This window comes from Streptomyces sp. NPDC005281 (genome assembly GCF_040607495.1).
Lineage (GTDB): Bacteria > Actinomycetota > Actinomycetes > Streptomycetales > Streptomycetaceae > Streptomyces.
In genome coordinates this window covers 33,732-58,252 of record NZ_JBEXGX010000017.1, presented here as the reverse complement: position 1 = coordinate 58,252, position 24,521 = coordinate 33,732, and the positions used below count along the sequence as shown (strand labels likewise).

Sequence of the window (24,521 nt, the reverse complement as noted above, 5' to 3'; positions counted from 1 at the left end):
TGAGGGCCGGCCTGCCGCTTCTCGTTCTTCTGGAGGTTCCCGCCTGATGGCCCAGTCGGTGGGTATCAAGGACGTCGCCCGTGCCGCCGGAGTCTCCGTCGGCACGGTCTCGAACGTGATCAACCGCCCCGAATCGGTGGCCTCCGAGACCCGGGCACGCGTCCAGTCCGCCATCGACAGGCTGGGCTATGTGCGCAGCGAGTCGGCCCGCCAGCTGCGGGCCGGGCGCAGCCGGATCATGGGGCTCCTCGTGCTCGACATGGGCAACCCCTTCTTCGTGGACGTCGCGCGCGGTGCCGAGCGCGCCGCGCGGAACGCCGGGCTCGGGGTGATGGTCTGCAACAGCGCGCAGTCCCCGAGCGAGGAGGCCGACTATCTGTCGCTCTTCGCCGAGCAGCGGGTGCGCGGGGTGCTGCTGACGCCGTCGGACGCGAGCGGGCGCAACATCGAGGCGTTCCGCCGCAACGGCATCCCCTTCGTGCTGGTCGACCGGGTCGCCGAGGGCACCACCGAGTGCTCGGTATCGGTCGACGACGTGGCGGGCGGCGCGCTGGCCGTCCGGCACCTCGTCGACGCCGGACACCGCTCGATCGCGTACGTCAGCGGACCGCCCGGGCTGAGCCAGGTGAGGGACCGCCGTACGGGCGCGCTGAAGGCCCTGCGCGAGGCGGGCCTCGAACCCGGGAATCTGCGCGAGCTGCCCACCGAGCGCCTCGACGTCGCCGCGGGCCGTGACGCCGGCGCCAGGCTCCTCGGCCTCGCGGAACGGCCCACGGCCGTCTTCTGCGCCAACGACCTGCTCGCCCTCGGCGTCCTCCAGGCCATGTACGCGGCCGGTGTCGGCGTGCCCGACGACCTGGCGATCGTCGGCTACGACGACATCGAGTTCGCGGCCGCCGCGGCCGTCCCGCTCACCTCCGTGCGCCAGCCGGCCGTGACGATGGGCGCCCTCGCGGCCGAGCTGCTCCTGGAGGAGATCGACGCGGAGACCGCGCCCGCTCCGCACGAGCACCGCCGGGTCGTGCTCCAGCCCGAGCTGGTCGTACGCCACTCCAGCCTGGCGGCGCGCTGACCAGCCGTTCAGTTCCCCGTCGCCGGGCTGCTGAGTCGCTGTTCAGTCCATCTTCCCGATCCCCGGGCCGCGGAGCGCGGGCGACATGTGCTCAACTGGGACGCAGCCTGGAATCCGTACGTCTCGGGAGACCTGTTGACCGTCAGCTACCGCCAGCCCGGTGTCGTCCTCACCGACCACCGCTTCACCGTGCCGCTCGACCACGACCGACCGGCGGGCGAGACCATCGAACTGTTCGCCCGCGAGGTCGTCGCCGCCGACAAGGCGCACCAGAACCTGCCCTGGATGGTCTACCTCCAGGGCGGCCCCGGCTTCGGGGCGAATCGTTTCGTCGGCCGTCAGGCCTGGCTCGACCGGGCGCTGAACGACTTCCGTGTCCTGCTCCTCGACCAGCGCGGCACCGGATTCTCCACCCCCGCGAACCGGCAGACGCTCCCGCTGCGCGGAGGCCCCCGCGAGCAGGCCGACCACCTCGCGCTCTTCCGTGCCGACTCCATCGTCCGGGACTGCGAGGCCATCCGGCCCGGACTCACCGGCGGAGCGCCCTGGACGGTGCTGGGCCAGAGCTTCGGCGGCTTCTGCACGGTGCACTACCTCTCCAGCGCCCCCGAAGGGCTGAGCGCCGCCGTCGTCACCGGCGGCCTGCCCTCCCTCGACGGGCACGCGGACGACGTCTACCGCGCCGCCTACCCGCGCATCGAGCGCAAGGTCGCCGCGCACTACGCCCGCTACCCGCAGGACGTCGAGCGCGCCCGCCGCATCGCGGAGTACCTGCTCCAGCACGAGCCGGTGCTGAACGGCGGCTACCGCCTGACCGCCGAGGCCTTCCAGTCGCTCGGCATCCTGCTCGGCGGCAGCGACGGCAGCCACCGACTGCACTTCCTGCTGGAGGACGCGTTCGTCCGCACCCCGCAGGGGCCCGCCCTCTCCGACGCCTTCCAGGAGGAGGTCCAGGCCCTCCTGTCGTACGCGGGCCACCCCCTGTACGCCCTGGTCCACGAGGCCATCTACGCCCAGGGCGGCCGCCCCACCGCGTGGTCCGCCGAGCGCGTGCGCGCCGAGTTCCCCCAGTTCGACGCGGCCAAGACGCTCACGGACGACGCGCCGCTGCTCTTCACCGGCGAGTCCGTCCACCCCTGGACCTTCGAGACCGACCCGGCGCTGCGCCCGCTGCGCGACACCGCCGAGGAACTGGCCGCCCGCACCGACTGGGCGCCGCTGTACGACCCGGCCCGCCTCGCCGCGAACGAGGTACCCGTCGCGGCCGCGGTCTACCACGACGACATGTACGTCGACGCGGACCACTCGCTGCGCACCGCCCGTGCCGTCCGGGGACTGCGCACCTGGGTGACCGACGAGTTCGAGCACGACGGAGTGCGCGCCGGCGGCCCGCGCGTGCTGGACCGGCTGCTGGCCCTCACGCGCGACGACGTCTGAGACACCCGTCCTCCTCTAGGATTCTGACGGCCTGTCAGAATCCTGAGGGGGTACGGATGATCGACACCACCCGCACGGACATCCCGGAGGGCGAGGAACGCCTCCGCCTCGACATCGAGGACGGCATCGGCGTACTCACCCTGTGCCGGCCGGCGAAGCTCAACGCGTGGAGCTGGGAGTCCACACGCCAACTCGGCCTGTTCGCCGACCGGATCCGCTTCGACCCGTCCATCCGGGCCGTGCTGCTGCGGGCCGAGGGGCGGGCCTTCTGCGCGGGCATCGACGTGAGCGCCCCGGGCGGCGCGATCACCGGCCGCTCGGGTTCCGAGCGCGCCCGCGCCTACTACGAGGGCATCCGCTGGGCCCACGAGCGCTTCGCCGCCTTCTCGCGGCTCCCGCAGCCCGTCGTCGCTGCCGTCCAGGGCTATTGCCTCGGCTTCGGGTTCGAGCTGGCGCTGATGGCGGACATCAGGATCGCCGCCCGCGACGCCGTGTTCGCCCTGCCCGAGGCCCAGTTGGGGCTCGCCGTCGACGCCGGCGGGGATCTGCGGATCGCCCGCGAGGCGGGCGCGGGGTGGGCGAAGTACCTCGCGCTGACCGGCAGGCGGCTGGACGCGGGGACGGCCGAGCGCCTGCATCTCGTCCAACTCGTCGCGGCGGAGGCCGAGCTGGAGGCGACGGCCCGAGCCGTCGCGGCCGAGATCGCGGTGAACGCGCCGCTCGCCGTGCAGGGCGTCAAGCACGACATCGACGCGTACGCCGAGGCCCCCGTGACCGCGGCTCTCGACCGGGTCGCCCTGTCCGCCGCGCTCACTCTCACCTCCGACGACGCGGAGGAGGGGTACGCGGCCGGAGGCGCCCGTCGCGCGCCCCGCTTCGAGGGAAAGTGACCCACGTGTTTTGATCGGTCACCGGCGCGTACGACGAGACTGGGGGATCGATGCACGACAGTGAAGTGCTCGCGGACGAGTTCGAGGAGCAACGGGGCCGGCTGCGGGCCGTGGCCTACCGGATGCTGGGGTCGCTGAGCGAGGCGGACGACGCGGTCCAGGAGACGTGGCTGAAGCTCGGCCGCACCGGTGCGGACGAGATCAAGAACCTGGGCGGCTGGCTGACCACCGTGACCGGGCGGGTGTGCCTGGACATGCTGCGCTCCCGCACCGCGCGCCGCGAGGACCCCCTGGAGCCCTCCGGCACCTTCGTTCCCGACCCCGTGGTCAGCCCTCTGGACCGGATCGACCCCGAACAGGAGGTGCTGCTGGCCGACTCGGTCGGGCTCGCCCTCCTCGTCGTCCTGGAGACCCTGGAACCCGCCGAGCGGCTCGCCTTCGTGCTGCACGACATGTTCGCGGTGCCCTTCGACGACATCGCGCCCGTCGTGGGCCGCAACCCCGCCGCCACCCGCCAGCTCGCCAGCCGGGCCCGCCGCCGGGTCAAGGGAGCCACCCCCGAGCCCGAACGGGACGTCGTCCGGCAGCGGGAGGCTCTCGGTGCTTTCCTCGCGGCCTCGCGCGACGGGGACTTCGAGGCGCTCGTCACCGTCCTCGATCCCGATGTCGTGCTGCGGGCCGACGCGGGCGCGCTGGTCGGCGGCGTGACCGTGTCCAAGCTGGTGCGCGGCGCCGAGGCGGTGGCCCGGCAGGCGCTCACCTTCCGCCGGTTCGCGGCGAGTTCGCGGCTCGTCCAGGTCAACGGGGAGGCGGGCGTCGTCTCGATCGTGGACGGCCGGCCGCAGTCGGTCATGGGTGTCACCGTCGTCGACGGCAGGATCGTCGCGATGTACATCCTGGCCGACCCCGAACGGCTCGCCCGGCTCGATCTGGCGGGGGAGCGGCCGGGGGAGTGACGGTCAGCCGGTGAAGGGACCACGCCCCAACTGGTCCCGCACCGGCGTGACCGGCGGGGTGACCAGATCCCTGCGCTGCCAGTTGGCGCCGTCCACCACCAGGGTGTGACCGGTGATGAAACGGGCGTAGGGCGACGCCAGGAAGGTGGCGGCCCAGCCGAGTTCACGAGGTGCGCCGACGCGCAGAGCCGGCTGACGCCGGTCGAGCGCGCCGCGCCGCCCGTCGTCCTCGCCGCCAGGGCCGCCCCCTCCGCCCTCCCCGGCTCGGGTGCGGGCGCCGTCCCCGGCGTTCGCGCCGTCCGCCGGGGCGGTTTCGGCCGCGGCCCGGGCCAGGTTGCCGCGGATGTCGTCCGTCATGTCCTCGTGCGGCATCAGCCCCGGCACCAGACCGTTGACCTGGATGCCGTACGGCCCCCACTCCACGGCCAGGGTCCGCACGAGGCTCTCCACGCCCGCCTTGGCGGCCGCGCTGTGCGCGAAACCGGGGCCGCCGGTCCAGGCGTAGGACGCGCCGACGTCGATGACCGAACCCGGTGTTCCCGCCGCCAGATGCCGGCGCCCGAACTCACGGGTCATCAGAAACGTTCCCGTGAGCGTGATGTCGACGACCGCCTGCCACGCGTTCGGGGACATGTCCTCCGTGGCGACGGGGAAGTTGGCGGCGGCGTTGTTGACCAGTACGTCGGGCAGCGCGCAGCCGTCGAACACCTCGGAGACGCGCTTGGGGTCCCGGATGTCGCAGACGGCGGACCTGACCCGGGTCCCCAGCCTCGCCAACTCCACCCGGGCCGGGGCGAGATGCCGCTCACGACGGCTGACGATCAGAAGATCGGCGCCCAGCCGGGCGAACTCCGCCGCGATCGCCTTGCCGAGTCCCGTTCCGCCACCGGTGACCAGTACCAGGGAGCCCTCGTACGTCCCGGCAGGCAGGGCGCTCGCGCCCAGCGGGGGAGGGGCGGGCAGGCCGGGGAACGCCGTGGAGTCCATGGCGGACTCGATACCCGGCGCCGCCGTGGAACATCCGGACGGGAAGCGCCGGGAACACCCCGCCTGCGGTCCGGGACGTCATGTCGGCCCGGCTCGGGGAGTGTTCCGCTGAGTAGGCTGGAGACCATGCACGAAGACGCAGGCACATCCCCCGACCCGCGAACCGAACTGCGAGCCGACTGCGGCCGGTGCTTCGGACTGTGCTGCGTCGCCCTGCCCTTCGCCCGCTCGGCCGACTTCGCGATCGGCAAGGGCGCGGGCGAGCCCTGCCCGAATCTGCGGAGCGACTCCCGGTGCGGTATCCACGACCGGTTGCGGCAGACGGGCTTCACGGGCTGCACGGTCTACGACTGCTTCGGCGCCGGGCAGCACGTCTCCCAGGTGACCTTCGGCGGCGTGGACTGGCGCTCGGGGTCCAGGGAGCGCGCCCGGCTGATGGTCGACGCGTTCCCCGTCGTACGCCACCTCCACGAACTGCTGTGGTACCTGAACGAGGCACTGACGCTCCCCGCCGCGCGTCCGGTGCACCCCGACGTACGGCGCCTGATCGCCACGACCGAGCGCCTCACGCGGGGGACCCCGGAGGAACTGGCCGCGCTGGACGCCGGCGCGCACCGGCAGGAGGCCGGCGATGTGCTGCTGCGGGCCAGTGAGCTCGTACGGGCGGGGGCGGGCGGGGGCAGGAGGAAGGACCGGCGCGGCGCCGATCTGATGGGTGCCCGTCTGAAGGGCGCCGACCTGCGCGGCGCGAGCCTGCGCGGGGCGCTGCTCATCGCCGCCGATCTCGCCGGCGCCGATCTGCGCGGTGCCGACCTGCTCGGCGCCGACCTCCGGGACACCGACCTCACCGACGCCGATCTGACCGGGGCCCTCTTCCTCACCCAGCCGCAGCTGAACGCGGCCCGCGGCGGCGACGGCACCCGGCTCCCGGACTTGCTCGCCCGCCCCGGCCACTGGACCTCTCCGAGCTGAGCGGGCCTGCGGGGACCTTGGGCCGGGAGACCTCCGGCCGGCAGTCGGGCCTCACTCGGCCGCACGGGCCAGGGTCGCCTCCCGCCCCGGAAGCACGGGCGGACGCCGTTCGAGGTGCAGGCGCAGGCCCTCCGGCATCAGCGTCAGCCGCTCGGCCACCCGCAGCCGGTAGCCGGGGTCGGGCCGCAGGTCGTAGCGGCGCAGCAGCAGTCCGAGGACGAGCGTCGCCTCGTGCAGCGCGAACTGGCGGCCGATACAGGCGCGGGCCCCGGTGCCGAACGGCTTGAAGGTGTGCGCGGGCCGGGCCCGTACCGCCTTCGCGTCGAAGCGGTCCGGGTCGAACTCCTCCGCGTCGGCGCCCCACACCTGCGGATCGCGGTGCAGCATCGCGGTCAGCACCAGGGCCCACGCCCCCTGCCGCATCGGATGGACACCGCCGAGCACGGTGTCGTGCCGGGCCTCTCGCGCGAACGCCGGGGCCGTCGGCCACAGCCGCAGCGACTCGTCGAGGACCCGGCGGACGTAGCGGAGTCTGGCGACCTGCTCGTAGGCCGGCCGGTCGGTGTCGCCCCAGACGCGCTCGACCTCGGCTCGCGCACGGGCGGCGGCCTCCGGGTGCCGGGACAGGTAGTGCAGGGCGAAGGACAGCGCGCCCGAGGTGGTCTCGTGGCCGGCGATCAGGAACGTGATGACCTGGCGGCGGATGTTCTCCGGGGTCAGTCGCTCCCCGGTTTCGGGGTGTGCCGTCTCCAGCATGCGGTCGAGCAGGTCGCCCTCGCCGCCGCCGGCGGCCCGGCGCGAGGCCACCACGGCGTCGACCGTGCGGTTGAGGTGGGCCATGTCCGCCGCGTTGCGCCGGGAGGCGCCCCGCAGCAGCAGCGGGGCCAGCGGGACGGGGACGACGTTGAGGCGCTGAGCGTAGGTCAGCGTGCCCACCATCGCGTTCACGAACGGGTGCGGCCGGGACCGCTCGAAGGAGGCGAAGTCATGGCCGAAGCCGGTCCTGGCGATCGTCTCCAGCGTCAGTTTGGTCATGTCGCCGGGCACATCGACCGTGCGGCCCGCGGCCTGTTCCCGGTCCCAGTGGTCCGTCAGCCGCTCGGTCACGGCCAGCATCATCGGGTGGTAGCCCTCCATGGCCTCGCGGCTGAAGCCGGGGGCGAGGACGTCGTGCGCCAGCTGCCAGTTGGGCTCGTGGTTGTAGGCGGTGAACAGTCCGTCCCCGGCGACCGGGCGGAGGTTGGCGACTCCCAGGCCCACGTGCTTGGCGAACCGCGACTCGTCGGCCAGTTCGGCGGCGAGATCCGCGCCCCAGACGAAGACGATCTCGTTGCGGAAGGCGCGGCGCCGGAAGATCGGTCCGAGTTGCCGCCCGAACTTCATGGAGTCCTGCAAGGGGGAGCGGATGTCGGCGCCGAGCACATCACCGACCAGAGGCACGCGGCGCGGCGGGTGCGGGATGCGGTGCAGCTCCGGCCAGCCCAGTTCCGCGCTGCGGAACCCCTTGGGCCGCGCCGCCTCCGTCGTCTCCGCCATCACGCCATCTCCCTTGTGTCCCGGGCAGGTTGACTCTGTTGTACTCGAGTTCAATAGCGGTGTTCAGTCTGATCCCGTTGTTGAACCGGCGTCAAGTAAAGTGCGGGCATGACGGGGAAGCAGGGGGAGCGCGCACGCCGCCGGCTCAGTACCGAGGAGCGCCGGGAGCAGCTGCTGTCGGTCGGCGCCTGCCTCTTCTCGGAGAGTCCGTACGACGACGTCTGGATCGAGCAGGTCGCCGAGATCGCCGGAGTCTCACGCGGGCTGCTGTACCACTACTTCCCGACCAAGCGGGACTTCTTCGCCGCCGTGGTCGAGCGGGAGAGCGGGCGGATGCTGCGGATGACCGCGGCGGTGCCCGGTGTCCCGGTGCGCGAGCAACTGGGCGCGGGCCTGGACACCTTCCTGGCGTACGTGGAGGAGCACGCGCACGGGTTCCGCGCCTTCCACCGCGCCGACGCGGCCGGTGACCGGACCGTGCGCCGGGTCTACCAGCAGGCGCTCGCCGCGCAGGAACAGCAGATCCTTCAGGCCCTGGCCGCGGATCCCGAGCTCGGCCGCTCCTCGGAGGACAGGCCCGAACTGCGTGTCGCCGTCCGCGGGTGGCTGGCCTTCACCACGGCCGTGTGCCTGGAGTGGCTCCGGGGCGCGGATCTGACCCGGGACCAGGTGCGGGATCTGTGCGCGCGGGCGCTGCTCGGCGCGATCACACCCTGAGGCCCGCCGTGCCGGGTGACCGCGTCGCCCGTGCCGGCGGGCGTTGATCCGGCGGCGCGCCCATCGGTCGGTGAGGCGTGGTTGGCGTACGCCCCGATCTTCGATAGGTTAGGCAAGCCTTACCTAAGGAGGAAGTCGATGGGTGACCGTCACACCTGGACGGCCGCGCCCGCCGCGGCGGAGCACGCCCGCTCGGTGCTCGCCGCGGCCTGGTCCTGCGCGGTGAGCGCCGAGGGCGGCCGGGAGGAGTTCGTCGGCTCGCACTCGGTCACGGCGGACGGCCGGGTGCTTCTGCGGGTGCCGGAGGACAGCGCGCTGCTCGCCGCCGCCATCTGCTCGCCGCGCGGAGAACCGTCCGCCGTCCTGGAGTTCGCCGATGTCGCGCCGGTGCCGGTACGGAACCGGATCCGGGCCCGGCTGTGGCTCGCCGGCTGGTTCGTCCCCGAGGGCGGGCGGCTGTCGTTCCGTCCCACCCGCGCGGTGCTGCGCCGGCCCGGCGGGACCGTGGTGGTCGACCTGGACGAACTGGCCGCCGCCGGGCCCGACCCGCTCGCCCTCGCCGAGGCCCAGCTCCTCACCCATCTCGCCGACGCCCACCCGGACGCCGTCGAGCGGCTCACCCGTCTCGTCGAACCGGACAGCCTGCACGGCGTGGTGCGGGTCCAGCCCCTCGCCGTCGACCGCCACGGACTCACCCTGCGCATCGAACGGGCGCGCGGCAACGGCGATGTGCGCCTGCCGTTCCACGCGCCCGCCGACGACGTCTCCCAGCTCACGGAGCGCATGCACGTCCTGCTCACGCAGGCGAGCGCCGCCTCCTGCCCGCGCCCGCTACAGCGGCAGCGCACAGACCGCGAGGGGTGAGGCGAACGGCTCGCCCGTGCGCCGGAGTTCACCGCTGTTCCGGTCGACCTCGAAGACCGTGACCGTGCTCGACCGCTGGTTCGCCGCGAAGAGCAGCCGTCCGTCCGGCGAGAACGCGATGTGGCGCGGGAAGTCGCCGCCGGCCGGCACCGTGTCCAGGAGCCGCAGTCGGGCGCCGTCCGCCTCGATCGCGTACCGCGTCAGGCTGTTGTGGCCGCGGTTGGCGAGATACGCGTACGAGCCGTTCGGCGTCACCAGGATCTCGGCCGGGTAACTCGTGCCGCTTCCCGTGCCCGTGGGCTGCGGTTCGCCCACCGAGAGGCGGCCGGTCGCCGGGTCGTAGCCGCAGACCGTCACCGTGTTGTCCACCTCGTCGGCGAGATACGCGTACCGGCCTCCCGGATGGAAGGTGAGATGGCGAGGGCCCGCGCCCGGCCTCGCCCGTGCCCTGGAGACCTCGGTGAGCGTGCCCCGGGTGTCGTCGAGGCGGTAGGTGTAGACCGTGTCGGTGCCCAGGTCCACGGCGAGCAGGTGCCCGCCGTCCGGAGTGGTGACGAACTGGTGCGCGTGCGGGCCCTGTTGGCCAGGTCCGGGCGCCGGGGTCGAGTGCGTCACCAGATCCGTGCGTTCGCCGAGCGCGCCGGAGGCGTCGACGGGATGCACCGCGACGCTTCCCGAGGCGTAGTTCGCGCTCAGCAGCCAGCGGCCGCTCGGATGCACGGACAGATGGCAGGGACCCGAGCCACCGGTGGGGCGGCTGCCCAGCACCTCGGCCCCCGGCAGGCGCACCGCCGTGACCGCCCCGGCGGCCTGCTCGTCGACCGCGTACAGCGTCCGGCCGTCCGGATGCGCCGCGAGGAACGACGGGTTGTCCACGCCCGCGACCACGCCCCCGCCGGTGATCGCGCCGGTCACCGGGTCGTACGTGGCGACACCGATCCCCTTCCCGCCGCCGTCGCCTGAGGTGTAGGTGCCCAGGAACAGCGGACGCGGACCGGAGCGGGGGGCCGGGGACGAAGGAGCCGACGCGGACGCCGAAGCGGAGGGGCCGGCCGGCGGCGCCTTCGGGAGCGGCGCCGCCACGGTGGGGTCCGCCCGGGGCGCGGCCGGTGCCGGGACCGTCGTGATCGCGGCGGCCCCCGCCAGCACGCCGACGAAGCGGCGTCTGGTCCAGCCGCCGCCCGCGCCGTGCGACGGCCGTGCGCCACTGCTCATGCCTGCACCTCGGGGTGTCGGTTGCCTCGGCCGGGACAGCCACCTTGGCGTGCGACACCCAGGAAGTGCAAGAAAGGCACCGCGCGTTGCACGGCACGCAACGCGGAGAGCCGTCGAGCGCTGCCGGCCGCCGTCCCGGACGGGCCCGCCCGGCGCGTCACCGGGCGGCCGCATCACATGGGACTCGTCACTTGGAAGGACGGGAGGCGGCGGAACGCTTCCGGCTGCGGCGCCGCGGACGCAGCCGGCTCCGCAGCCGGGTCAGGCGCGGCCGGCGCTCGCGCTGCTCACGGGTGCAGCGATCCAGCTCCTCGAACAGCCTGCGGGTGCGGTGCTCCGTGTCGAGCTCGTCGATGATGCGGGTGGTCTCGGTCAGGACGGAGCCGTGCAGCTGCCACTGGCTCGGATCGCGCCGGACGTCCTCGAGGAACAGCTGGGCCAGTTTGTCGCGGGTGGCGGCGGCGGTGGTGAGTTCGGCGCTGAGCCGCTCCTCGGCGGACGCGGCGTTCTGGGCGACATCGGTGGTCACCAGCACCGCGAAGCTGACGATCGCGTCGGCCACCTCGGAGAGCAGCTCCTGGAGGACCGCCCCGGCCTGCGGCTCGAACAGGGGCCGGGGCTCCCGTTCCTTGGCCAGGTCGGTGAGGCTGCGCGCGAGAACCCGCAGGACGACCGTGCAGATCTCCAGGGTGTCCAGGCCGGTACGCAGCACGACCCGGTGCAGCAGTCCCTCGCGCACCCGCGGGTTCAGCTTCAGACTGTCCTCGGCCTGCCGCAGGGCCGCGTCGACACCGGAGATGTCGTGATCGAGCCGACGGGCTTCATGCAATTGTTCGGCCGCCACGTGGTACGGGGTGTGCCCGGCGGCCTGATCGCCGACCCGCAGCATCAACTGGCGCATCCGGCGCGCCAGGTCCTCGATCTGCTCCCCGGCCATGTCGACCCACACAGGCGGCGCGAGCACGAGGTTGCAGGTGAGGCCCACGACAGCCCCGATCAGTGTCTCCAGCACCCGGGCCCACGCGGTGTCACCCACTCGGGTGACGCCGAGGACCAGCATGGCGCTGATCGCGACCTCGGGCACGAACTCGCTGACCCGGACCAGGTGTCCCACCGCCAGCGAGGCGAGGATGATCAGGCCCAGACTCCACCAGGTCAGGCCCACGAGGCTGCTGAAGCCGATGGCGATGACGACGCCCACCACCACGGAGTTCACGCGCCGGATCGCGGTGGTGATCGTCGAGTACAGGGTGACCTGGACGACGAGCAGCGCGGTCAGGGGCGCGGTCAGCGGCGCGGGCTCGGGACTGAGATGGATGGCCACCACGTACGCGATCGTCGCGGCGGCCGTCGAACGAAGTGTCTGGACGACCACCGGCTCCCGGCGCCGCTCCACGATCTTCGCGACGGATGCCGTCCACTCACCACGTGCCTCGCGCATCCTTGGGGCCTTCCCGTTTAACACGGGTACCGAACGTGCCGATTGCGGATAACACGGGTACCTGACGTGCCGATTGCGGACCGTATCTGTCCGCAAAGGGTCCTAGATTGAAGGCATCAGCTGGGTCGGACCGCATCAGGAGGCACCGGAATGAGCGCAACGAGCAACGTCGAGGGCATCGAACTGCTGACGCTGTCGCACGACCGGCTGCGCGCCGTGGTCGCGGGTGTGCCCGAGGGCGCCTGGTCGGTGCCGACGCCGTGCAGCGAGTGGACGGTGGCCCAGGTCCTCAATCACGCCCGCCTCGACCAGCAGGCGTACGGGGCGGCGGTCACCGGCACCGGGTGGCCCGAGGCGGACGCCTTCCACCCGGCGGACGCTCTGGACGTCGACGTGACGGCGGAGCTCGACAAGGTCCTCACCGGCGTCGCCGACGTCTACGCGGGGCTGCCCGCCGACGCGGAGGAGGTCGCGACGCCGCTCGGACCGCTGCCGTTCCGCGTGGCGGCGGCCGCGGCCGCCATGGACGCGGCCGTGCACGCCTGGGACATCGCCGTGGCGACCGGTCAGGCGTCCCCCCTCGACGACGCCCTGGCCGGGGGTGTCCGGCTCGCAGCGGACCGGCTGGCCGACCACCTCCGCGACGCGTTCGGCGTGTTCGCCGCCGCACGCGAGGTCCCGGAGGGTGCCGGCCGGGCCGAGGCGCTGCTCGCCTTCCTGGGCCGTGACCCGCACTGGGCGCCCGCCGGGGCCTGACGGGCTCCCGGCGTCCGAGCGGCGCCCCGCGAGCTCCCGGCGCCGGAGCGGCTCCCGGCCGTCTCACGGGCGTCCGTGCGGCCGCCGGGTTCAGTCGTGCAGCTTCGCCAGGAAGGCGGACAGGTTGTCCACCGTCCGGGCGATCTGCTGTTCCGTCGTGAGGGTCTCCTCGAAGCGGCTGCCCGGCCGGAGGGCCTTCCTGCCGCGGACGTAGAGGGAGCAGGCCAGGTCGGCGCAGATGTAGACGCCGACCGAGTTCCCCTGACGGCCCGCCGCGCCCGCCTTGCGGGCCGTCATCAGCGAGACCCCGTCCCCCGGGTGCGTGGTCAGGCACAGTGAGCACATGCTGCGGTGCGGAAACCCGCGCCGGGAGCAGGGCAGGCGCAGGGTGACGCCGATGAGGCCCCCGTCGTGTTCGGCCACGAGACAGCTCCGGTCGGGAGCGCCGGGATCGCGCCAGCCCAGGAAGTCCAGGTCGTCCCAGGGGCGTTCGCCGAGATCGCGGGGGACCGCGAGCCGTCCGGCCTCACCCCGGGAACAGTTGACGAACGAGTCGCGGACGGCCTGCTCGGTGAGTGATCTCAAGGGGTCCTCCTGGTCTTCCTGATGGGCTTCGATCGAAATCCGAGGCAAACCTAGGGGTACTAGGTTTTGACCGAAGGTACCTAGTTCAATGGCCAGGAGCCAGTGGATTTGAGGAGGAGCGACGACCGCCCCGACGCGATCGGCCGGGGTGCGAACACCCCGGCCGACAGCGTTTCCGGTGACTCAGGCCGCCTTGCTCGCACCCCTGCGATGCTCGCGGACGATCTCCGCGTAACGGTGACCGCTGCCCTTCACCGTCCGTACCTGCGTCTTGTAGTCGACGTGCACCAGACCGAACCGCTTGTCGTAGCCGTACGCCCACTCGAAGTTGTCCAGCAGCGACCAGGCGAAGTACCCGGCCAGCGGAACGCCCTTGCGGGCCGCCGAGGCGCAGGCCGCCAGATGCTGTTCGAGGTACGCGACGCGCTCCGGGTCGTCGACGGTGCCGTCGGGGCGTACGACGTCGGGATAGGCGGAGCCGTTCTCCGTTACGTACAGCTTGCGGGCGCCGTACTCGTTCGTCAGGCGCAGCAGCAGACGCTCGATGCCGGCGGCCTCGACCTCCCAGTCCATGCCCGTGACGGGGACGCCCGGCCGGCGGAGCGAGCGCGCGTACGGGGCCGGACCCGTCGGGTCGTCGACGACGCTGGACGGGAAGTAGTAGTTCAGCCCCAGCCAGTCGAGCGGCTCGGCCATCGTCTTCAGGTCACCCGCGACCTCCGGGAGCTCGACCCCGTAGACCTCGACCATGTCGGCGGGGAAGCCGCGGCCGTGCACCGGGTCGAGCCACCAGCGGTTGGTGTGCCCGTCCTGCCGCCTCGCCGCCGCGATGTCCTCCGGGCGGTCGGTGGCGGCCTCGATGCTGCCCAGGTTGTTGACGATGCCGATCTGCGCGCCCGGCACGGCCGCGCGGATCGCCTGGGTGGCGAGTCCGTGGCCGAGCAGGAGGTGGTACGAGGCCCGGACCGCGGCCGTGAGGTCGGTCAGGCCGGGGGCCATCCGCCCCTCCAGGTGGCCGATCCAGGCCGAGCACAGCGGCTCGTTGAGGGTGGTCCAGTGCTGGACGCGGTCACCGAGGCGCTCGGCGACGGCCGACGCGTAGGCGGCGAGGTGGTAGGCCGTGTCACGGGCGGGCCAGCCGCCCCGGTCCTGGAGCACCTGCGGCAGGTCCCAGTGGTAGAGGGTGACCGAGGGCGTGATGCCCGCCTCCAGCAGGCCGTCGATCAGCGCGTCGTAGTGGTCGAGTCCCTTGGCGTTGACCGGGCCGTCGCCGTCCGGCATCACCCGGGGCCAGGCGATGGACAGCCGGTAGGCGTTGGTGCCGAGCCCGCGCATGAGCCCGATGTCCTCGCGCCAGCGGTGGTAGTGATCGCAGGCGAGGTCCCCGTCGTCGCCGTTGTCGATCTTGCCCGGAGTGTGCGAGAAGGTGTCCCAGATGGACGGGGAGCGGCCGTCCTCGGCTACGGCGCCCTCGATCTGGTAGGCCGACGTGGCCGTGCCCCACAGGAAGTCCTCGGGGAGGGCGGCGAGGTCGATGGTCACTGAAGTCCCTTCGTCATCGGTGGAGTCGGTGGTGGTGGGATCCGTGGCGATGGAGTCCGTCACTTGACGGCTCCCGCCGTGAGACCGGCGACGAGATAGCGCTGGAGCAGCAGGAAGCCGGCCACCACGGGGACGCTGACGACCAGCGAGGCGGCCATGATCTGGTTCCAGTACACGTCGTTGAGCGTGGAGTAGCCCTGGAGACCGACGGCGAGTGTGCGGGTGGCGTCGTTGGTCATCACCGACGCGAACAGCACCTCGCCCCAGGCGGTCATGAAGGCGTAGACGGCGACCGCGACGATGCCCGGGATCGCCGCCGGAACGACGACCCGGAAGAGCGCCCCGAGCGGCCCGCAGCCGTCCACGAGCGCCGCCTCGTCGAGATCGCGGGGCACCGAGTCGAAGTACCCGATCAGCATCCAGATCGAGAACGGCAGCGAGAAGGTCAGATACGTGAGGATCAGGCCGCCGCGCGAGCCGAACAGCGCGATCCCGGTGGCGTTGCCGATGTTGACGTAGATGAGGAACAGCGGCAGCAGGAACAGGATGCCGGGGAACATCTGCGTGGAGAGCACGGTAACCGTGAAGACGCGCTTGCCGCGGAAGCTGTAGCGGCTGACGGCGTAGGCGGAGAAGACGGCGATCACGACCGAGCAGGCCGTGGCCGCCCCCGCCACGATCAGCGAGTTCACGAAGTACTTCGCCAGCGGCACGGTCGACCAGATGTCGATGTACGGCCGCAGGGTCAGACCGCTCGGTATCCAGCGGAACTTCCCCGAGACGTCCGCGAGCGGCTTCAGCGAGCTGGAGACCATGACGTAGACGGGCACCAGGACGAAGCTCGTGAGCGCGGTGAGGAAGATCCGCCGGGACCACAGGAAGGAACGCGGCGGCGCCATCGGGGAGCGGGGCGTGGTGGAGGTGCTAGACATCGGCCGTCTTCCTTCCCCGGGAGGTCAGCAGCAGGTAGGCGCCGGTCACCACGAGCAGGAAGAGCAGCAGGAGCACGGACATCGCCGAGCCGGTGCCGAAGTTCCAGGTGACGAAGGACGCCTGGTAGATGTGGACCGAGATGAGGTCCGCCTGGTCGGGGGCGGTCCTGCCGAACAGCACGAACGGCGTGTTGAAGTCGTTGAACGTCCACAGGAACAGCACGAGCACCAGCACCTGGTTGACCGGCCGCAGCGACGGCATCGTGATGCGGCGCAGCTGCTGCCACAGTCCCGCGCCGTCGAGGGCGGCGGCCTCGTACAGTTCGCCCGGGATGTTCTGGAGGCCCGCCATGACGATCAGGAAGGCGAACGGCCAGCCCTTCCAGACGGACACGGTGAGCAGGGCGTAGAAGCTGTTGTCGCCGATCAGCCAGAAGGACGGCTTGTCGGTGAGGTGCAGCTGGTCGTGCAGGACGTGGTTCACCAGGCCGTTGTCGTGCTGGAACATGAACACCCAGGTGATCACTGCCGCGTAGACGGGCAGCGCGTACGGCACCAGGAACAGGGCCCGCAGCACACCGCGCCCCACGAAGTTGTCCTGCATGTAGACCGCGGCCGCCGTGCCGATCAGCCAGCACAGGCCGACCGAGAGCAGGGTGAAGGCGATGGTGACGAAGAAGGAGTGCAGCAGCGCCTTGCCGACGGGCTCGTCGAAGTGCACCGACACCGAGTAGTTGTCGAAGCCGGCCCAGGGCGCCGTGCTCCAGTCGCGGATGTAGAACTGCGTGAGCTCCTTGAAGCTCATCACGATGCCGATCACCATCGGCACCAGGTGGACCAGGAGTTCGAGGACCAGCGCGGGCAGAAGCAGCAGGTAGGGGAGTGCGATGCGCTTGATCCGCCCGGTGCGGCGCGGGCCGCGCGCCGCACCGGGGGAGCTCTTGCGCACCGTCCGCTCGCCGGGTTCGGCGGAAGCGGCGGTCGTGGTGGTCATGGCGGTGTCCGCACTCACTTCTTCGGCATCTGCTGCTGGGCCTTCTCGAGCGCCGCCTTCACCGACGCCGTGGTCACCGCGCGTCCGGCGGCGGCTTCGGCGAACAGGCCCTTGACGGCCGTACCGACCGCGGTCTCGAACTGGGACTCGTCGGCGACCTGCGGCAGGGCGGCGGCACTCTTGGCCAGGGTGTCCTTGAGAACCGCGTTCGAGGGGGAGTTGAACGCGGTGTCCGTCTGGGCGGTCTTGACCGGCGGGATCGAGGTGTAGGCGCCGTTGAGGATCTTCTGCTCGGGGTCACTGGTCAGGAACTTCACGAACTTCGCGGCGCCGTCTAGGTTCTTGGTGTTCTTGAACACCGCGAGGTTGATGCCCGCGACCATCGAGTTGACGTTCGTGCCCGTTCCCGGGGCGCCGGACTGCACGGGCACCGGGGCGATGCCGTACGTGTCGTCGGCCATGCCCTGCGACTTGAGGTTGGCGGCCGCGGACTGCCACAGCAGCATCGCGTTCTTGCCCTTGGCGAAGTCGCTCACCGACTGGTTCTGGGCGTACTCGGCGTTGCCCGGGGCGATGATCTTGTCCTTGGCCATCAGGTCGACGTACTGCTTGACCGCGGAGACGACCCCGTCGTTGGTGAAGTCGGCAGTGCCGTCGGCGGTGAAGAAGTCGGCGCCGTGCTGCTTGGCGAAGACGAAGGCGTGGTGGATGTTCTCCGAGGCGTTCGAACCCTCCGCGCCGAGGCCCCACTTGCCGCCCTTGGAGAGCTTCTTGCCGTCGGCGACCAGCTCGTCCCAGGTGGCCGGCGGGCCCGCGATCCCGGCATCGGCGAACATCTGCTTGTTGTAGTAGAGCGCGTACGCCATCGAGTACAGCGGCACCGCGGCGGGGTCCTTGCCCTCGGCGCCGGTGGAGCCGAGGGCGGAGTCGACGAAGCGGTCCCTGCCTCCGATCTTGGCGAAGTTCTTCGCGTCCCACGGCAGCAGTGCGCCGGTGGCCTGGAGCGAGGCGCTCCAGGTGTTGCCTATGTTCAGGACGTCCGGGCCCTGGCCCGAGGTGGTGGCGGTGAGGATCCGGTTCAGCAGGTCGGACCAGGGCACGACCTCCAGCTTCACCTTGATGCCGGTCTGCTTCTGGAACTTGGCCAGCTCGGGTGCGAGCACCTTCTTGTCGATCTCGATGCTGGCGCCCTGGTTGGACGCCCAGTAGGTGAGCGTCTTCGGCGAGGCGTTGGACCCGCCGCTCGACGAGCCGCCGCCACAGGCGGTCGCGGCGGTCAGCAGGGAGATGGTGACCGCACCGGCGGCCGCGGCTCGGATTCTGCGCATGGCTGCGTATGTCCCTTTCCCGGAGGGAGCGCACGAGGGGCGTCCGTGTTCACTTCCCGAACGATCCTCATGGCTTAATTTAGGACGTGAGTTAAGACCCGGAAGAAAGTCGCGTCAAGGGATCGCGCAGGGGTATCTTGCAGGTCGGGCAGGCCGGAAGGGACATCACATGGCGGGGCGGAACGGGCGGACAGTGCGTGACCTGCGACGGGGCAATCGCACCGCCGTACTACAACGGTTGTATTTCGACGGGCCGATGAGCCGCTACGAGCTCGGTCCCGCGACCGGGCTGAGTTCCGGATCCATCAGCAACGTGGTCGCCGAACTCGTCGCCGACGGCCTCGTGGAGGAGGCCGGAAGCGTCGACTCCGACGGTGGCCGCCCCCGTACCCTGCTCCGTGTCGTGCCCGGCAGCGGCCACATGATCGGTGTCGACGTCGGCGAAACCCGCGTCCGCATCGAGCTGTTCGACCTCACCCTCACCGAACTCGCCCGCGTCGAAAGGCCGTTGGAGCGCCAGGGGTACGAGACGGACCGGCCGCTCAGGCGCCAGGAGTACGACGTCGACGTCATCGTGGGCCACATCCGCGACGGCATCGCGGAGGTCCTCGCCGAGGCGGACATCGCCCCCGAACAGCTCCTGGGCGTCGGCATAGGGGTGCCCGGCATCGTCGCCCGGACCCCCGAGCGCGGCGCGGTCGTGCACGGCCAGACCATCGGCTGGGACGCCGTCCCGCTGGAGTCCCTGCTCCGCTCCGCCTGCGAACTCCCCGACACCGTCCCGTACTTCGCGGACAACGGCGCCCGCACCCTCGGCCAGGCCGAGATGTGGTTCGGTGCCGGACGCGGTGCCCGCAACGCGGTGGTCGTGCTCTTCGGTTCAGGCGTGGGCGCCTCTCTCGTCACCGAGGACGTCGAGAACGGCCGCTCCGTGGAGTGGGGCCATCTGACCGTACGGGTCAGGGGCCGCCGCTGCCGCTGCGGCGCCCTCGGCTGTCTGGAGGCGTACGCGGGCGCGGAGGCGCTGCTCGACCGCTGGCGCGAGGAGGGCGGGCGGCCCCCGGAGGGCACCGACGAGGAGACCGCGCTCACCGCGATGCTCGCGGCCGCCTACCCGCCCGAGGGCACCGAACCCGACCCCATCGCGCTCGCCGTCCTGGAGGAGACCGCCGAGTACCTGGGCGCCGGACTCTCCGACCTGATCAACCTCTTCCAGCCCGAACGCATCCTCATCGGCGGCTGGGCCGGCCTTCAGCTCGGCTCCCGCTTCCTGCCCGCCGTCCGCCGTCACGCCTCCTCGTACGCCCTGCGCTACCCCGCCCAGCACGTCACAGTGGACCTCGGCCGCCTCGGCCCCGACGCCGTCACGGTCGGCGCCGCGATCCTGCCGCTGGCCGACTTCTTCGCCCGCGGCGGCCGGCGCGCGGAACCGGCGCCGACGGGCCCGTCACCCGCCTGGCGCACGGCCCTGGAGGAACGGGCTCCGCACTGACCGCGGGCGCATGACCCCGGAGGTAATCGACGTCGCCGTGGCGTCCCGGAACCATGAAGGGAAGAGCAACTCGCCCTGAGCACCACCGGATTCCGGGAGGTCCACATGCCCTGCTTCGAGAGCCCCGTCGACGGCGCCCGCCTGCACTTCGTCGACCACGGCCCCGCCACCGGGCAGGTCGCCGTGTTCGTCAACAGCTCCTACCTCGGCACGGAGATGTGGGAGTACCAGATGCTGCCGCTCGCCGAGGCCGGCTACCGCTGCGTCGGCTTCGACCGGCGGGGACACGGCCGGTCCGACGACGTCTGGGGCGGCTTCGACCTCGACAGCCTCGCCGACGACGTCGACGGCCTGCTCCGGCACCTCGACCTGCGCGAGGTGACCCTGGTCGGGCACTCCGTCGGGGCCGCCGAGGTCGTCCGCTGCCTCACCCGGCACGGTTCAGGGCGGGTCTCGAGGGTGGTGCTCGTCGCCGGCATGACGCCGGGACTCGTGCGGTCCGCGGACCACCCCGAGGGCGTCGACCCCGCGCTCGTCGAGACCGGCAACGAGACGTTCCGCCGCGACCGGGCCGCGTTCTTCGAGGACGGCGCCCGCGCGTTCCTCGCCCTCGACCTCCCCGGCAACGAACTCTCCGACGCCTACGTGCGGTCCTTGATCAACCGCTGCCTCGGATCCACCGCACGCGCCGGGACGGCCCTCGGCGACCTCGTCCTCACCCTGGACGTCGCGCCCGAACTCGCCAAGATCGACCTGCCCGTGCTCGTCGTGCACGGCACGCACGACGTGTCGGCACCGCTGGAACTCACCGGCCGCCGGGCAGCGCAGCTGCTGCCCGACAGCACGTTGAAGGTCTACGAGAACGCCGGCCACGGCCTGTTCGCCACTCACCGCGAACAACTGACGGCGGATCTGCGAGAGTTCATGTCGGGCTCCTGAAGGCAGAAGCCCGCGCGACTCACGCGAAGGCGTTCACTCCGGTCAGCTCCGCCGACAACTCCCAGAGCCGGGCGGCCTGTTCGGGGTCGGTGGCCCAGGAGCGCACGCCGGTGCGGGCACCGTCCGCCGGGGCGGGCTCGGCGATGTCGCAGTCCTCGCAGTACACCCCGCCCAGGCCGGCGAGCCGGGGCGAGGTCGCGGCCCAGACCTGCGTCGCCGCTCCCTGCTGGGGCGACTTGAAGCCCTCGGGGTTCAGCGGCCTGCCGTCCTCGTCGATCCAGCCGCGCTCGACCATCTCCTGCTTGGGCAGGTGCCGCTGGAGCGGGGTGAGGATGCCGCCGGGGTGCAGCGCGAAGGCCCGTACGTCGGACTCCTTGCCGCGCCGGTCGAGTTCCACGGCGAACAGCACGTTCGCCGTCTTCGCCTGCCCGTAGGCCTCCCACTTGTCGTAGCCGGTCCGCCAGTGCACGTCGTCCCAGCGGATGCCGGAGTAGTGGTGGCCCGCGGAGGACACGGAAACGACCCGCGCGCCACCCGGCGCGATCGCCGGCCAGAGCCGGTTGACGAGCGCGAAGTGACCGAGGTGATTGGTCGCGAACTGCGCCTCCCAGCCGGGACCGACCCGCGTCTCCGGGCAGGCCATGATGCCCGCGCTGTCGATGACGATGTCGACGGGGCGGCCCGAGGCGAGGAACCGCTCGGCGAAGGTGCGCACGCTGTCCAGGTCGCCGAGGTCGAGCTCGTCCGTCTCGACACCCTCGATGCCGTTCAGTGCCTCACGCGCGGTCGCCGGGCGCCGGGCGGGGACGACGACCCGGGCGCCCGCCCGGGCCAGCGCCCGGGTCGTCTCCATGCCGAGCCCCGAGTAGCCGCCCGTGACGATGGCGAGCTTTCCGGAGAGGTCGATCCCGTCGAGGACGTCGTCGGCGGTGCTCCGGGCGCCGAACCCCGAACCGATCTTGTGCTGTGCAGTGCTCATGCCTCGCACGCTACGAATTGGAGCGGACTCGAAGTCAAGCGGACACGGCCGGCGCGGCGGACGTCCGGCCCCGGCCCCGGCCCGGTGCGGGGCAAAGGAAAGACCCCGACCGGACGGGGGAATCTCGGTCGGGGTCGCCTGTGGTGGGCGCCGATGGCGGTCGCCTCGCGGCGAATCGCTCCACAGGGCTTCAGCCGGACGATCGTCCCTGCGGGCAGAGGTGAGGCCCGGGGACACTGTCCCATCCGCACCCACGGTTCGTTCAACGGGTAACTACCTGTCGGTGTTCCCCGGAACCGTGCCACCTGCGGTGACGTGCGTCACGGTGCCTCATGGGTCCGGAGTCGTGGTGTCTCCCGGGCCTGGGGGTCACTGAGTTTCCCGGGTCCGGGGCTCACAGCGTCCCCCGGAACCGGGAGTCACGGTGTCTCACGGGTCCGGGCCCAGGTGAGCAGCTGCTCCAGGGGCCATGTGGTGACGACACGCTCCGGCGGTACCCCGCACTCCTCGGCCCGCGCGCACCCGTGGATCTGCCAGTCGAGTTGTCCGGGCGCGTGCGCGTCCGTGTCCAGGGAGAACAGGACACCCGCGTCCACCGCCCGGCGCAGCAGCCGGCGCGGCGGGTCGAGGCGTTCCGGGCGGCTGTTGATCTCGACGGCCGTGCCGGTCTCCGCGCAGGCCGCGAAGACGGCGTCCGCGTCGAACTCGGACTCGGGCCGGCCGCGGCCGGCGATCAGCCGGCCGGTGCAGTGGCCGAGGATGTCCGCGTGCGGATTGCGGACGGCGGCGATCATGCGGCGGGTCATCGGCCGTGCGTCCATGCGGAGCTTGGAGTGGACGGACACGACCACCACGTCCAGCCGCTCCAGCAACTCCGGCTCCTGGTCGAGCGATCCGTCGTCGAGGATGTCGCACTCGATGCCGGTGAGCAGCCGGAAGGGGGCCCAGCCTTCGTTCAGGGCGGCGACCACCGCCAGTTGCTCGCGCAGCCGCTCCGGGGACAGGCCGTTCGCCACGGTGAGCCGGGGCGAGTGATCGGTGAGCACCGCCCACTCGTGGCCGAGCCGCGCCGCCGTACGCCCCATCTCCTCGATCGGGCTGCCGCCGTCCGACCAGTCGGAATGCAGATGACAGTCTCCTCGCAGCAGCTCGCGCAGTGCCTCACCGCCCTCGGCGAGCGGGCCCGCGGCCTCGCGCTCCACCTTCTCCAGGTAGCCGGGCACCTCGCCTGCCAGTGCCTCCCGCACCACCTGCGCGGTCTTCGGGCCGATGCCCTTGAGCGACTCCAGGGTCCCGTTCTCCGCGCGCTCACGGACCTCGGCGGGAGGCAGCCCGGCGAGCAGGGTCCGCGCGGTACGAAAGGCCCGTACGCGATAGGTGGGGGCCAGGCTCCGCTCCAGCAGGAACGCGATCCGGTCCAGGGCCTCGACGGGGTCCATCGGCGTCCCTCCCTGTCGTCGTGTCGGCCGTCGCACGCTCTCCCCAGCGTTGCCCAGCCGCCGCCCGGCCGCACGGCGGACGTCCGGTGCGTGCGCGGTGCCGTGCTCCGGACCCGCCCGGCCCGGAGCCTCACCCGACCGGGTGAACGCCCGGTTGTCCGCCGCTGCGTCCCGGCCGGGCCGCACGGGCGGCGGACTCGCGGCGCGCCACCGCTGACCAGCGGGAAGAGCGGAGACGCCCTTACGCTCGTGTCATGACCGAAAGCGCGAGCCCTCACATCTCCAACCCGCGGATCATGGTGCTCGGGGTGCAGCCGGGCACGCCGCCGTTCCGGATCATGGAGATCGACGGCGAGATGGTGGGCGAGGCGAAGGCGATCACGGACGTCCTGGAGTACGCGGCCGCCTACGGCATCACGGTCCACGATCTCGACGACCCCGACGTGGTCCGCTGGGTGGGCGGCGACAAACTCACCTGGTATCCCGGCTGACGCGGTTGCTCTGGAGCCGGAGTTCCTTCGCCCTGTCCCAGGCGCGCAGTCCCCAGCGGAAGGTGTGCAGGTCGCCGGGGCCGAGCTCCACCAGACCGGCGCCGCTGCGGAACGCGTCCGGCGGACACGACATCGGTTCCACCGCGACACCTCGGCGTCGAACCGGCCCGGACAGCGTGTCACCCGTGTACACCTGGAGGAAGTCGGCTCCTTCGCCCAGCCAGAGTTCGCTGCCGTGCGAACCCGAGGGGTGTTCGAGCCGTACCAGGGCACGGCTGGAGGAGTCCCGCCGGAGGTCGGTGAAGGGGGTGTCCAGGCGCTGTGAGCCGATGGCGCGCGGCGTGCGGAAGTCGAACGGCGTGCCGTCCACGGGCTGGGCCACGGCGAAGTCCCCACCGTCCGCGGCCGGGAGCCACTTGCGGGCCGGGAGGGTCAGCACCCCCTCGTCCACCGTGTCGGTGCCCACCGTCAGGTAGGGGTGCTGGCCGACGCCGTAGGGCGCGGCCACCGTGCCGAGGTTGCGCGCCGTCACAGTGACCGCAAGTCCCTCGGCGCCCAGCCGGTACTCCGCACGGACTCCGAGGTGGAAGGGATATCCAGGCTGCGGAAAAACGGTCGCTCCGAGCAGGACACGGTCCTCCGACCGCTCCAGCGGCTGCCACGACGCCCAGCGGAGCAGTCCGTGGATGGCATTGCCCGCCTCCGGCTCGGTCAGCGGCAGTTGCAGATCATTGCCTCTCCAGCGATACCGCCCGCCGCCGATCCGGTTCGGCCATGGCACCAGCAACTGCCCGCGACCGCCCGTGATCTGCTCGTCGGCGGCGAAGCCGTCGAGCAGGGCACGGCCGCCGACCGTGCAGCAGCGCAGCGCCGCGCCGAGCTCCACCACTACGGCGCTGCTCTCACCACTTTGAAGCTCGTAGTGCTGTCCGGTCGGGCTCTGGGACATGGCGGGCC

23 protein-coding genes are annotated in these 24,521 nt (G+C 71.9%); 11 read left to right on the top strand and 12 right to left on the bottom strand.

The features are described from left to right. Positions 1 to 46: 46 nt before the first annotated feature. The 4 genes from ABZV42_RS23775 to sigJ all read left to right on the top strand — a co-directional run bounded on the left by ABZV42_RS23775 (position 47) and on the right by sigJ (position 4,355). On the top strand, positions 47 to 1,072 hold the full coding sequence (locus ABZV42_RS23775) for a LacI family DNA-binding transcriptional regulator (RefSeq protein WP_356053488.1): 1,026 nt from the start codon (positions 47 to 49) through the stop codon (positions 1,070 to 1,072). Positions 1,073 to 1,207: 135 nt separating this feature from the next. Further along, on the top strand, positions 1,208 to 2,509 hold the full coding sequence (locus tag ABZV42_RS23770; RefSeq protein ID WP_355988221.1) for an alpha/beta fold hydrolase: 1,302 nt from the start codon (positions 1,208 to 1,210) through the stop codon (positions 2,507 to 2,509). 56 nt (positions 2,510 to 2,565) lie between these two features. After that, on the top strand, positions 2,566 to 3,399 hold the full coding sequence (locus ABZV42_RS23765) for an enoyl-CoA hydratase/isomerase family protein (protein WP_356053486.1): 834 nt from the start codon (positions 2,566 to 2,568) through the stop codon (positions 3,397 to 3,399). A gap of 50 nt (positions 3,400 to 3,449) precedes the next feature. Next, positions 3,450 to 4,355 carry an RNA polymerase sigma factor SigJ gene (gene sigJ, locus ABZV42_RS23760; RefSeq protein ID WP_356053484.1) on the top strand — a complete coding sequence of 302 codons (906 nt, stop codon included), beginning with the start codon at positions 3,450 to 3,452 and terminating at the stop codon, positions 4,353 to 4,355. Between the two features lie 3 nt (positions 4,356 to 4,358). Here sigJ and ABZV42_RS23755 read toward each other — a convergent pair whose 3' ends face one another. Next, positions 4,359 to 5,342 carry an SDR family oxidoreductase gene (locus tag ABZV42_RS23755; RefSeq protein WP_356053482.1) on the bottom strand — a complete coding sequence of 328 codons (984 nt, stop codon included), beginning with the start codon at positions 5,340 to 5,342 and terminating at the stop codon, positions 4,359 to 4,361. 126 nt (positions 5,343 to 5,468) lie between these two features. On the opposite strand from ABZV42_RS23755, the gene ABZV42_RS23750 reads away from it, so the two are divergent. After that, on the top strand, positions 5,469 to 6,314 hold the full coding sequence (locus ABZV42_RS23750; protein ID WP_356053480.1) for a pentapeptide repeat-containing protein: 846 nt from the start codon (positions 5,469 to 5,471) through the stop codon (positions 6,312 to 6,314). A gap of 51 nt (positions 6,315 to 6,365) precedes the next feature. On the opposite strand, the gene ABZV42_RS23745 is transcribed toward ABZV42_RS23750, so the two are convergent. Further along, positions 6,366 to 7,850: a cytochrome P450 gene (locus ABZV42_RS23745; RefSeq protein WP_356053478.1), complete on the bottom strand. Its 1,485-nt coding sequence runs from the start codon at positions 7,848 to 7,850 to the stop codon at positions 6,366 to 6,368. Positions 7,851 to 7,958: 108 nt separating this feature from the next. Here ABZV42_RS23745 and ABZV42_RS23740 point away from each other — a divergent pair, with 108 nt between their 5' ends. Then, positions 7,959 to 8,567: a TetR/AcrR family transcriptional regulator gene (locus ABZV42_RS23740; RefSeq protein WP_356053476.1), complete on the top strand. Its 609-nt coding sequence runs from the start codon at positions 7,959 to 7,961 to the stop codon at positions 8,565 to 8,567. Between the two features lie 138 nt (positions 8,568 to 8,705). Next, entirely contained in the window at positions 8,706 to 9,431 is a 726-nt protein-coding gene (locus tag ABZV42_RS23735) for a DUF2470 domain-containing protein (RefSeq protein WP_356053474.1), read from the top strand. Here ABZV42_RS23735 and ABZV42_RS23730 read toward each other — a convergent pair. Both ABZV42_RS23730 and ABZV42_RS23725 read right to left on the bottom strand, forming a co-directional pair. Further along, complete coding sequence (locus ABZV42_RS23730) at positions 9,399 to 10,646, bottom strand: lactonase family protein (RefSeq protein ID WP_356053472.1); 1,248 nt, start codon at positions 10,644 to 10,646, stop codon at positions 9,399 to 9,401. The genes ABZV42_RS23735 and ABZV42_RS23730 overlap by 33 nt on opposite strands. Before the next feature lie 187 nt (positions 10,647 to 10,833). Then, positions 10,834 to 12,087: an aromatic acid exporter family protein gene (locus tag ABZV42_RS23725; RefSeq protein ID WP_356053470.1), complete on the bottom strand. Its 1,254-nt coding sequence runs from the start codon at positions 12,085 to 12,087 to the stop codon at positions 10,834 to 10,836. A gap of 150 nt (positions 12,088 to 12,237) precedes the next feature. Between ABZV42_RS23725 and ABZV42_RS23720 the strand changes: the two genes are divergently transcribed. After that, positions 12,238 to 12,843, top strand: coding sequence for a TIGR03086 family metal-binding protein (locus tag ABZV42_RS23720; protein ID WP_356053468.1), 606 nt, complete (start codon positions 12,238 to 12,240; stop codon positions 12,841 to 12,843). 90 nt (positions 12,844 to 12,933) lie between these two features. Here the strand turns inward: ABZV42_RS23720 and ABZV42_RS23715 are convergent, their stop codons facing one another. The 5 genes from ABZV42_RS23715 to ABZV42_RS23695 all read right to left on the bottom strand — a co-directional run bounded on the left by ABZV42_RS23715 (position 12,934) and on the right by ABZV42_RS23695 (position 18,224). After that, positions 12,934 to 13,428, bottom strand: a complete 495-nt coding sequence (locus tag ABZV42_RS23715; RefSeq protein WP_355988244.1) for an FBP domain-containing protein — start codon at positions 13,426 to 13,428, stop codon at positions 12,934 to 12,936. Between the two features lie 183 nt (positions 13,429 to 13,611). Then, entirely contained in the window at positions 13,612 to 14,970 is a 1,359-nt protein-coding gene (locus ABZV42_RS23710) for a GH1 family beta-glucosidase (protein WP_355988270.1), read from the bottom strand. 59 nt (positions 14,971 to 15,029) lie between these two features. Further along, on the bottom strand, positions 15,030 to 15,902 hold the full coding sequence (locus ABZV42_RS23705) for a carbohydrate ABC transporter permease (protein ID WP_355988247.1): 873 nt from the start codon (positions 15,900 to 15,902) through the stop codon (positions 15,030 to 15,032). Then, positions 15,895 to 16,896: a sugar ABC transporter permease gene (locus ABZV42_RS23700; RefSeq protein WP_355988249.1), complete on the bottom strand. Its 1,002-nt coding sequence runs from the start codon at positions 16,894 to 16,896 to the stop codon at positions 15,895 to 15,897. Before ABZV42_RS23700 ends, ABZV42_RS23705 begins: the two co-directional genes overlap by 8 nt. A gap of 14 nt (positions 16,897 to 16,910) precedes the next feature. Next, positions 16,911 to 18,224 carry a sugar ABC transporter substrate-binding protein gene (locus ABZV42_RS23695; protein ID WP_356053466.1) on the bottom strand — a complete coding sequence of 438 codons (1,314 nt, stop codon included), beginning with the start codon at positions 18,222 to 18,224 and terminating at the stop codon, positions 16,911 to 16,913. A 169-nt stretch (positions 18,225 to 18,393) separates the two neighbouring features. Here ABZV42_RS23695 and ABZV42_RS23690 point away from each other — a divergent pair, with 169 nt between their 5' ends. Together ABZV42_RS23690 and ABZV42_RS23685 are read left to right on the top strand one after the other, a co-directional pair. Beyond that, positions 18,394 to 19,716, top strand: coding sequence for an ROK family transcriptional regulator (locus tag ABZV42_RS23690; RefSeq protein ID WP_355988253.1), 1,323 nt, complete (start codon positions 18,394 to 18,396; stop codon positions 19,714 to 19,716). Between the two features lie 105 nt (positions 19,717 to 19,821). After that, a complete protein-coding gene (locus ABZV42_RS23685) occupies positions 19,822 to 20,655 on the top strand; it encodes an alpha/beta hydrolase (protein WP_356053464.1) in 834 nt (277 codons plus the stop codon). 19 nt (positions 20,656 to 20,674) lie between these two features. On the opposite strand, the gene ABZV42_RS23680 is transcribed toward ABZV42_RS23685, so the two are convergent. Together ABZV42_RS23680 and ABZV42_RS23675 are read right to left on the bottom strand one after the other, a co-directional pair. Then, positions 20,675 to 21,634: an SDR family NAD(P)-dependent oxidoreductase gene (locus tag ABZV42_RS23680; protein ID WP_355988257.1), complete on the bottom strand. Its 960-nt coding sequence runs from the start codon at positions 21,632 to 21,634 to the stop codon at positions 20,675 to 20,677. Between the two features lie 419 nt (positions 21,635 to 22,053). Beyond that, positions 22,054 to 23,073, bottom strand: a complete 1,020-nt coding sequence (locus tag ABZV42_RS23675; protein WP_356053462.1) for a PHP domain-containing protein — start codon at positions 23,071 to 23,073, stop codon at positions 22,054 to 22,056. A gap of 254 nt (positions 23,074 to 23,327) precedes the next feature. Between ABZV42_RS23675 and ABZV42_RS23670 the strand changes: the two genes are divergently transcribed. Beyond that, complete coding sequence (locus tag ABZV42_RS23670) at positions 23,328 to 23,564, top strand: hypothetical protein (RefSeq protein WP_355988262.1); 237 nt, start codon at positions 23,328 to 23,330, stop codon at positions 23,562 to 23,564. On the opposite strand, the gene ABZV42_RS23665 is transcribed toward ABZV42_RS23670, so the two are convergent. After that, positions 23,545 to 24,513: an aldose 1-epimerase family protein gene (locus ABZV42_RS23665; RefSeq protein ID WP_356053460.1), complete on the bottom strand. Its 969-nt coding sequence runs from the start codon at positions 24,511 to 24,513 to the stop codon at positions 23,545 to 23,547. The two genes, ABZV42_RS23670 and ABZV42_RS23665, sit on opposite strands and share 20 nt — an antisense overlap. Positions 24,514 to 24,521 lie beyond the last annotated feature (8 nt).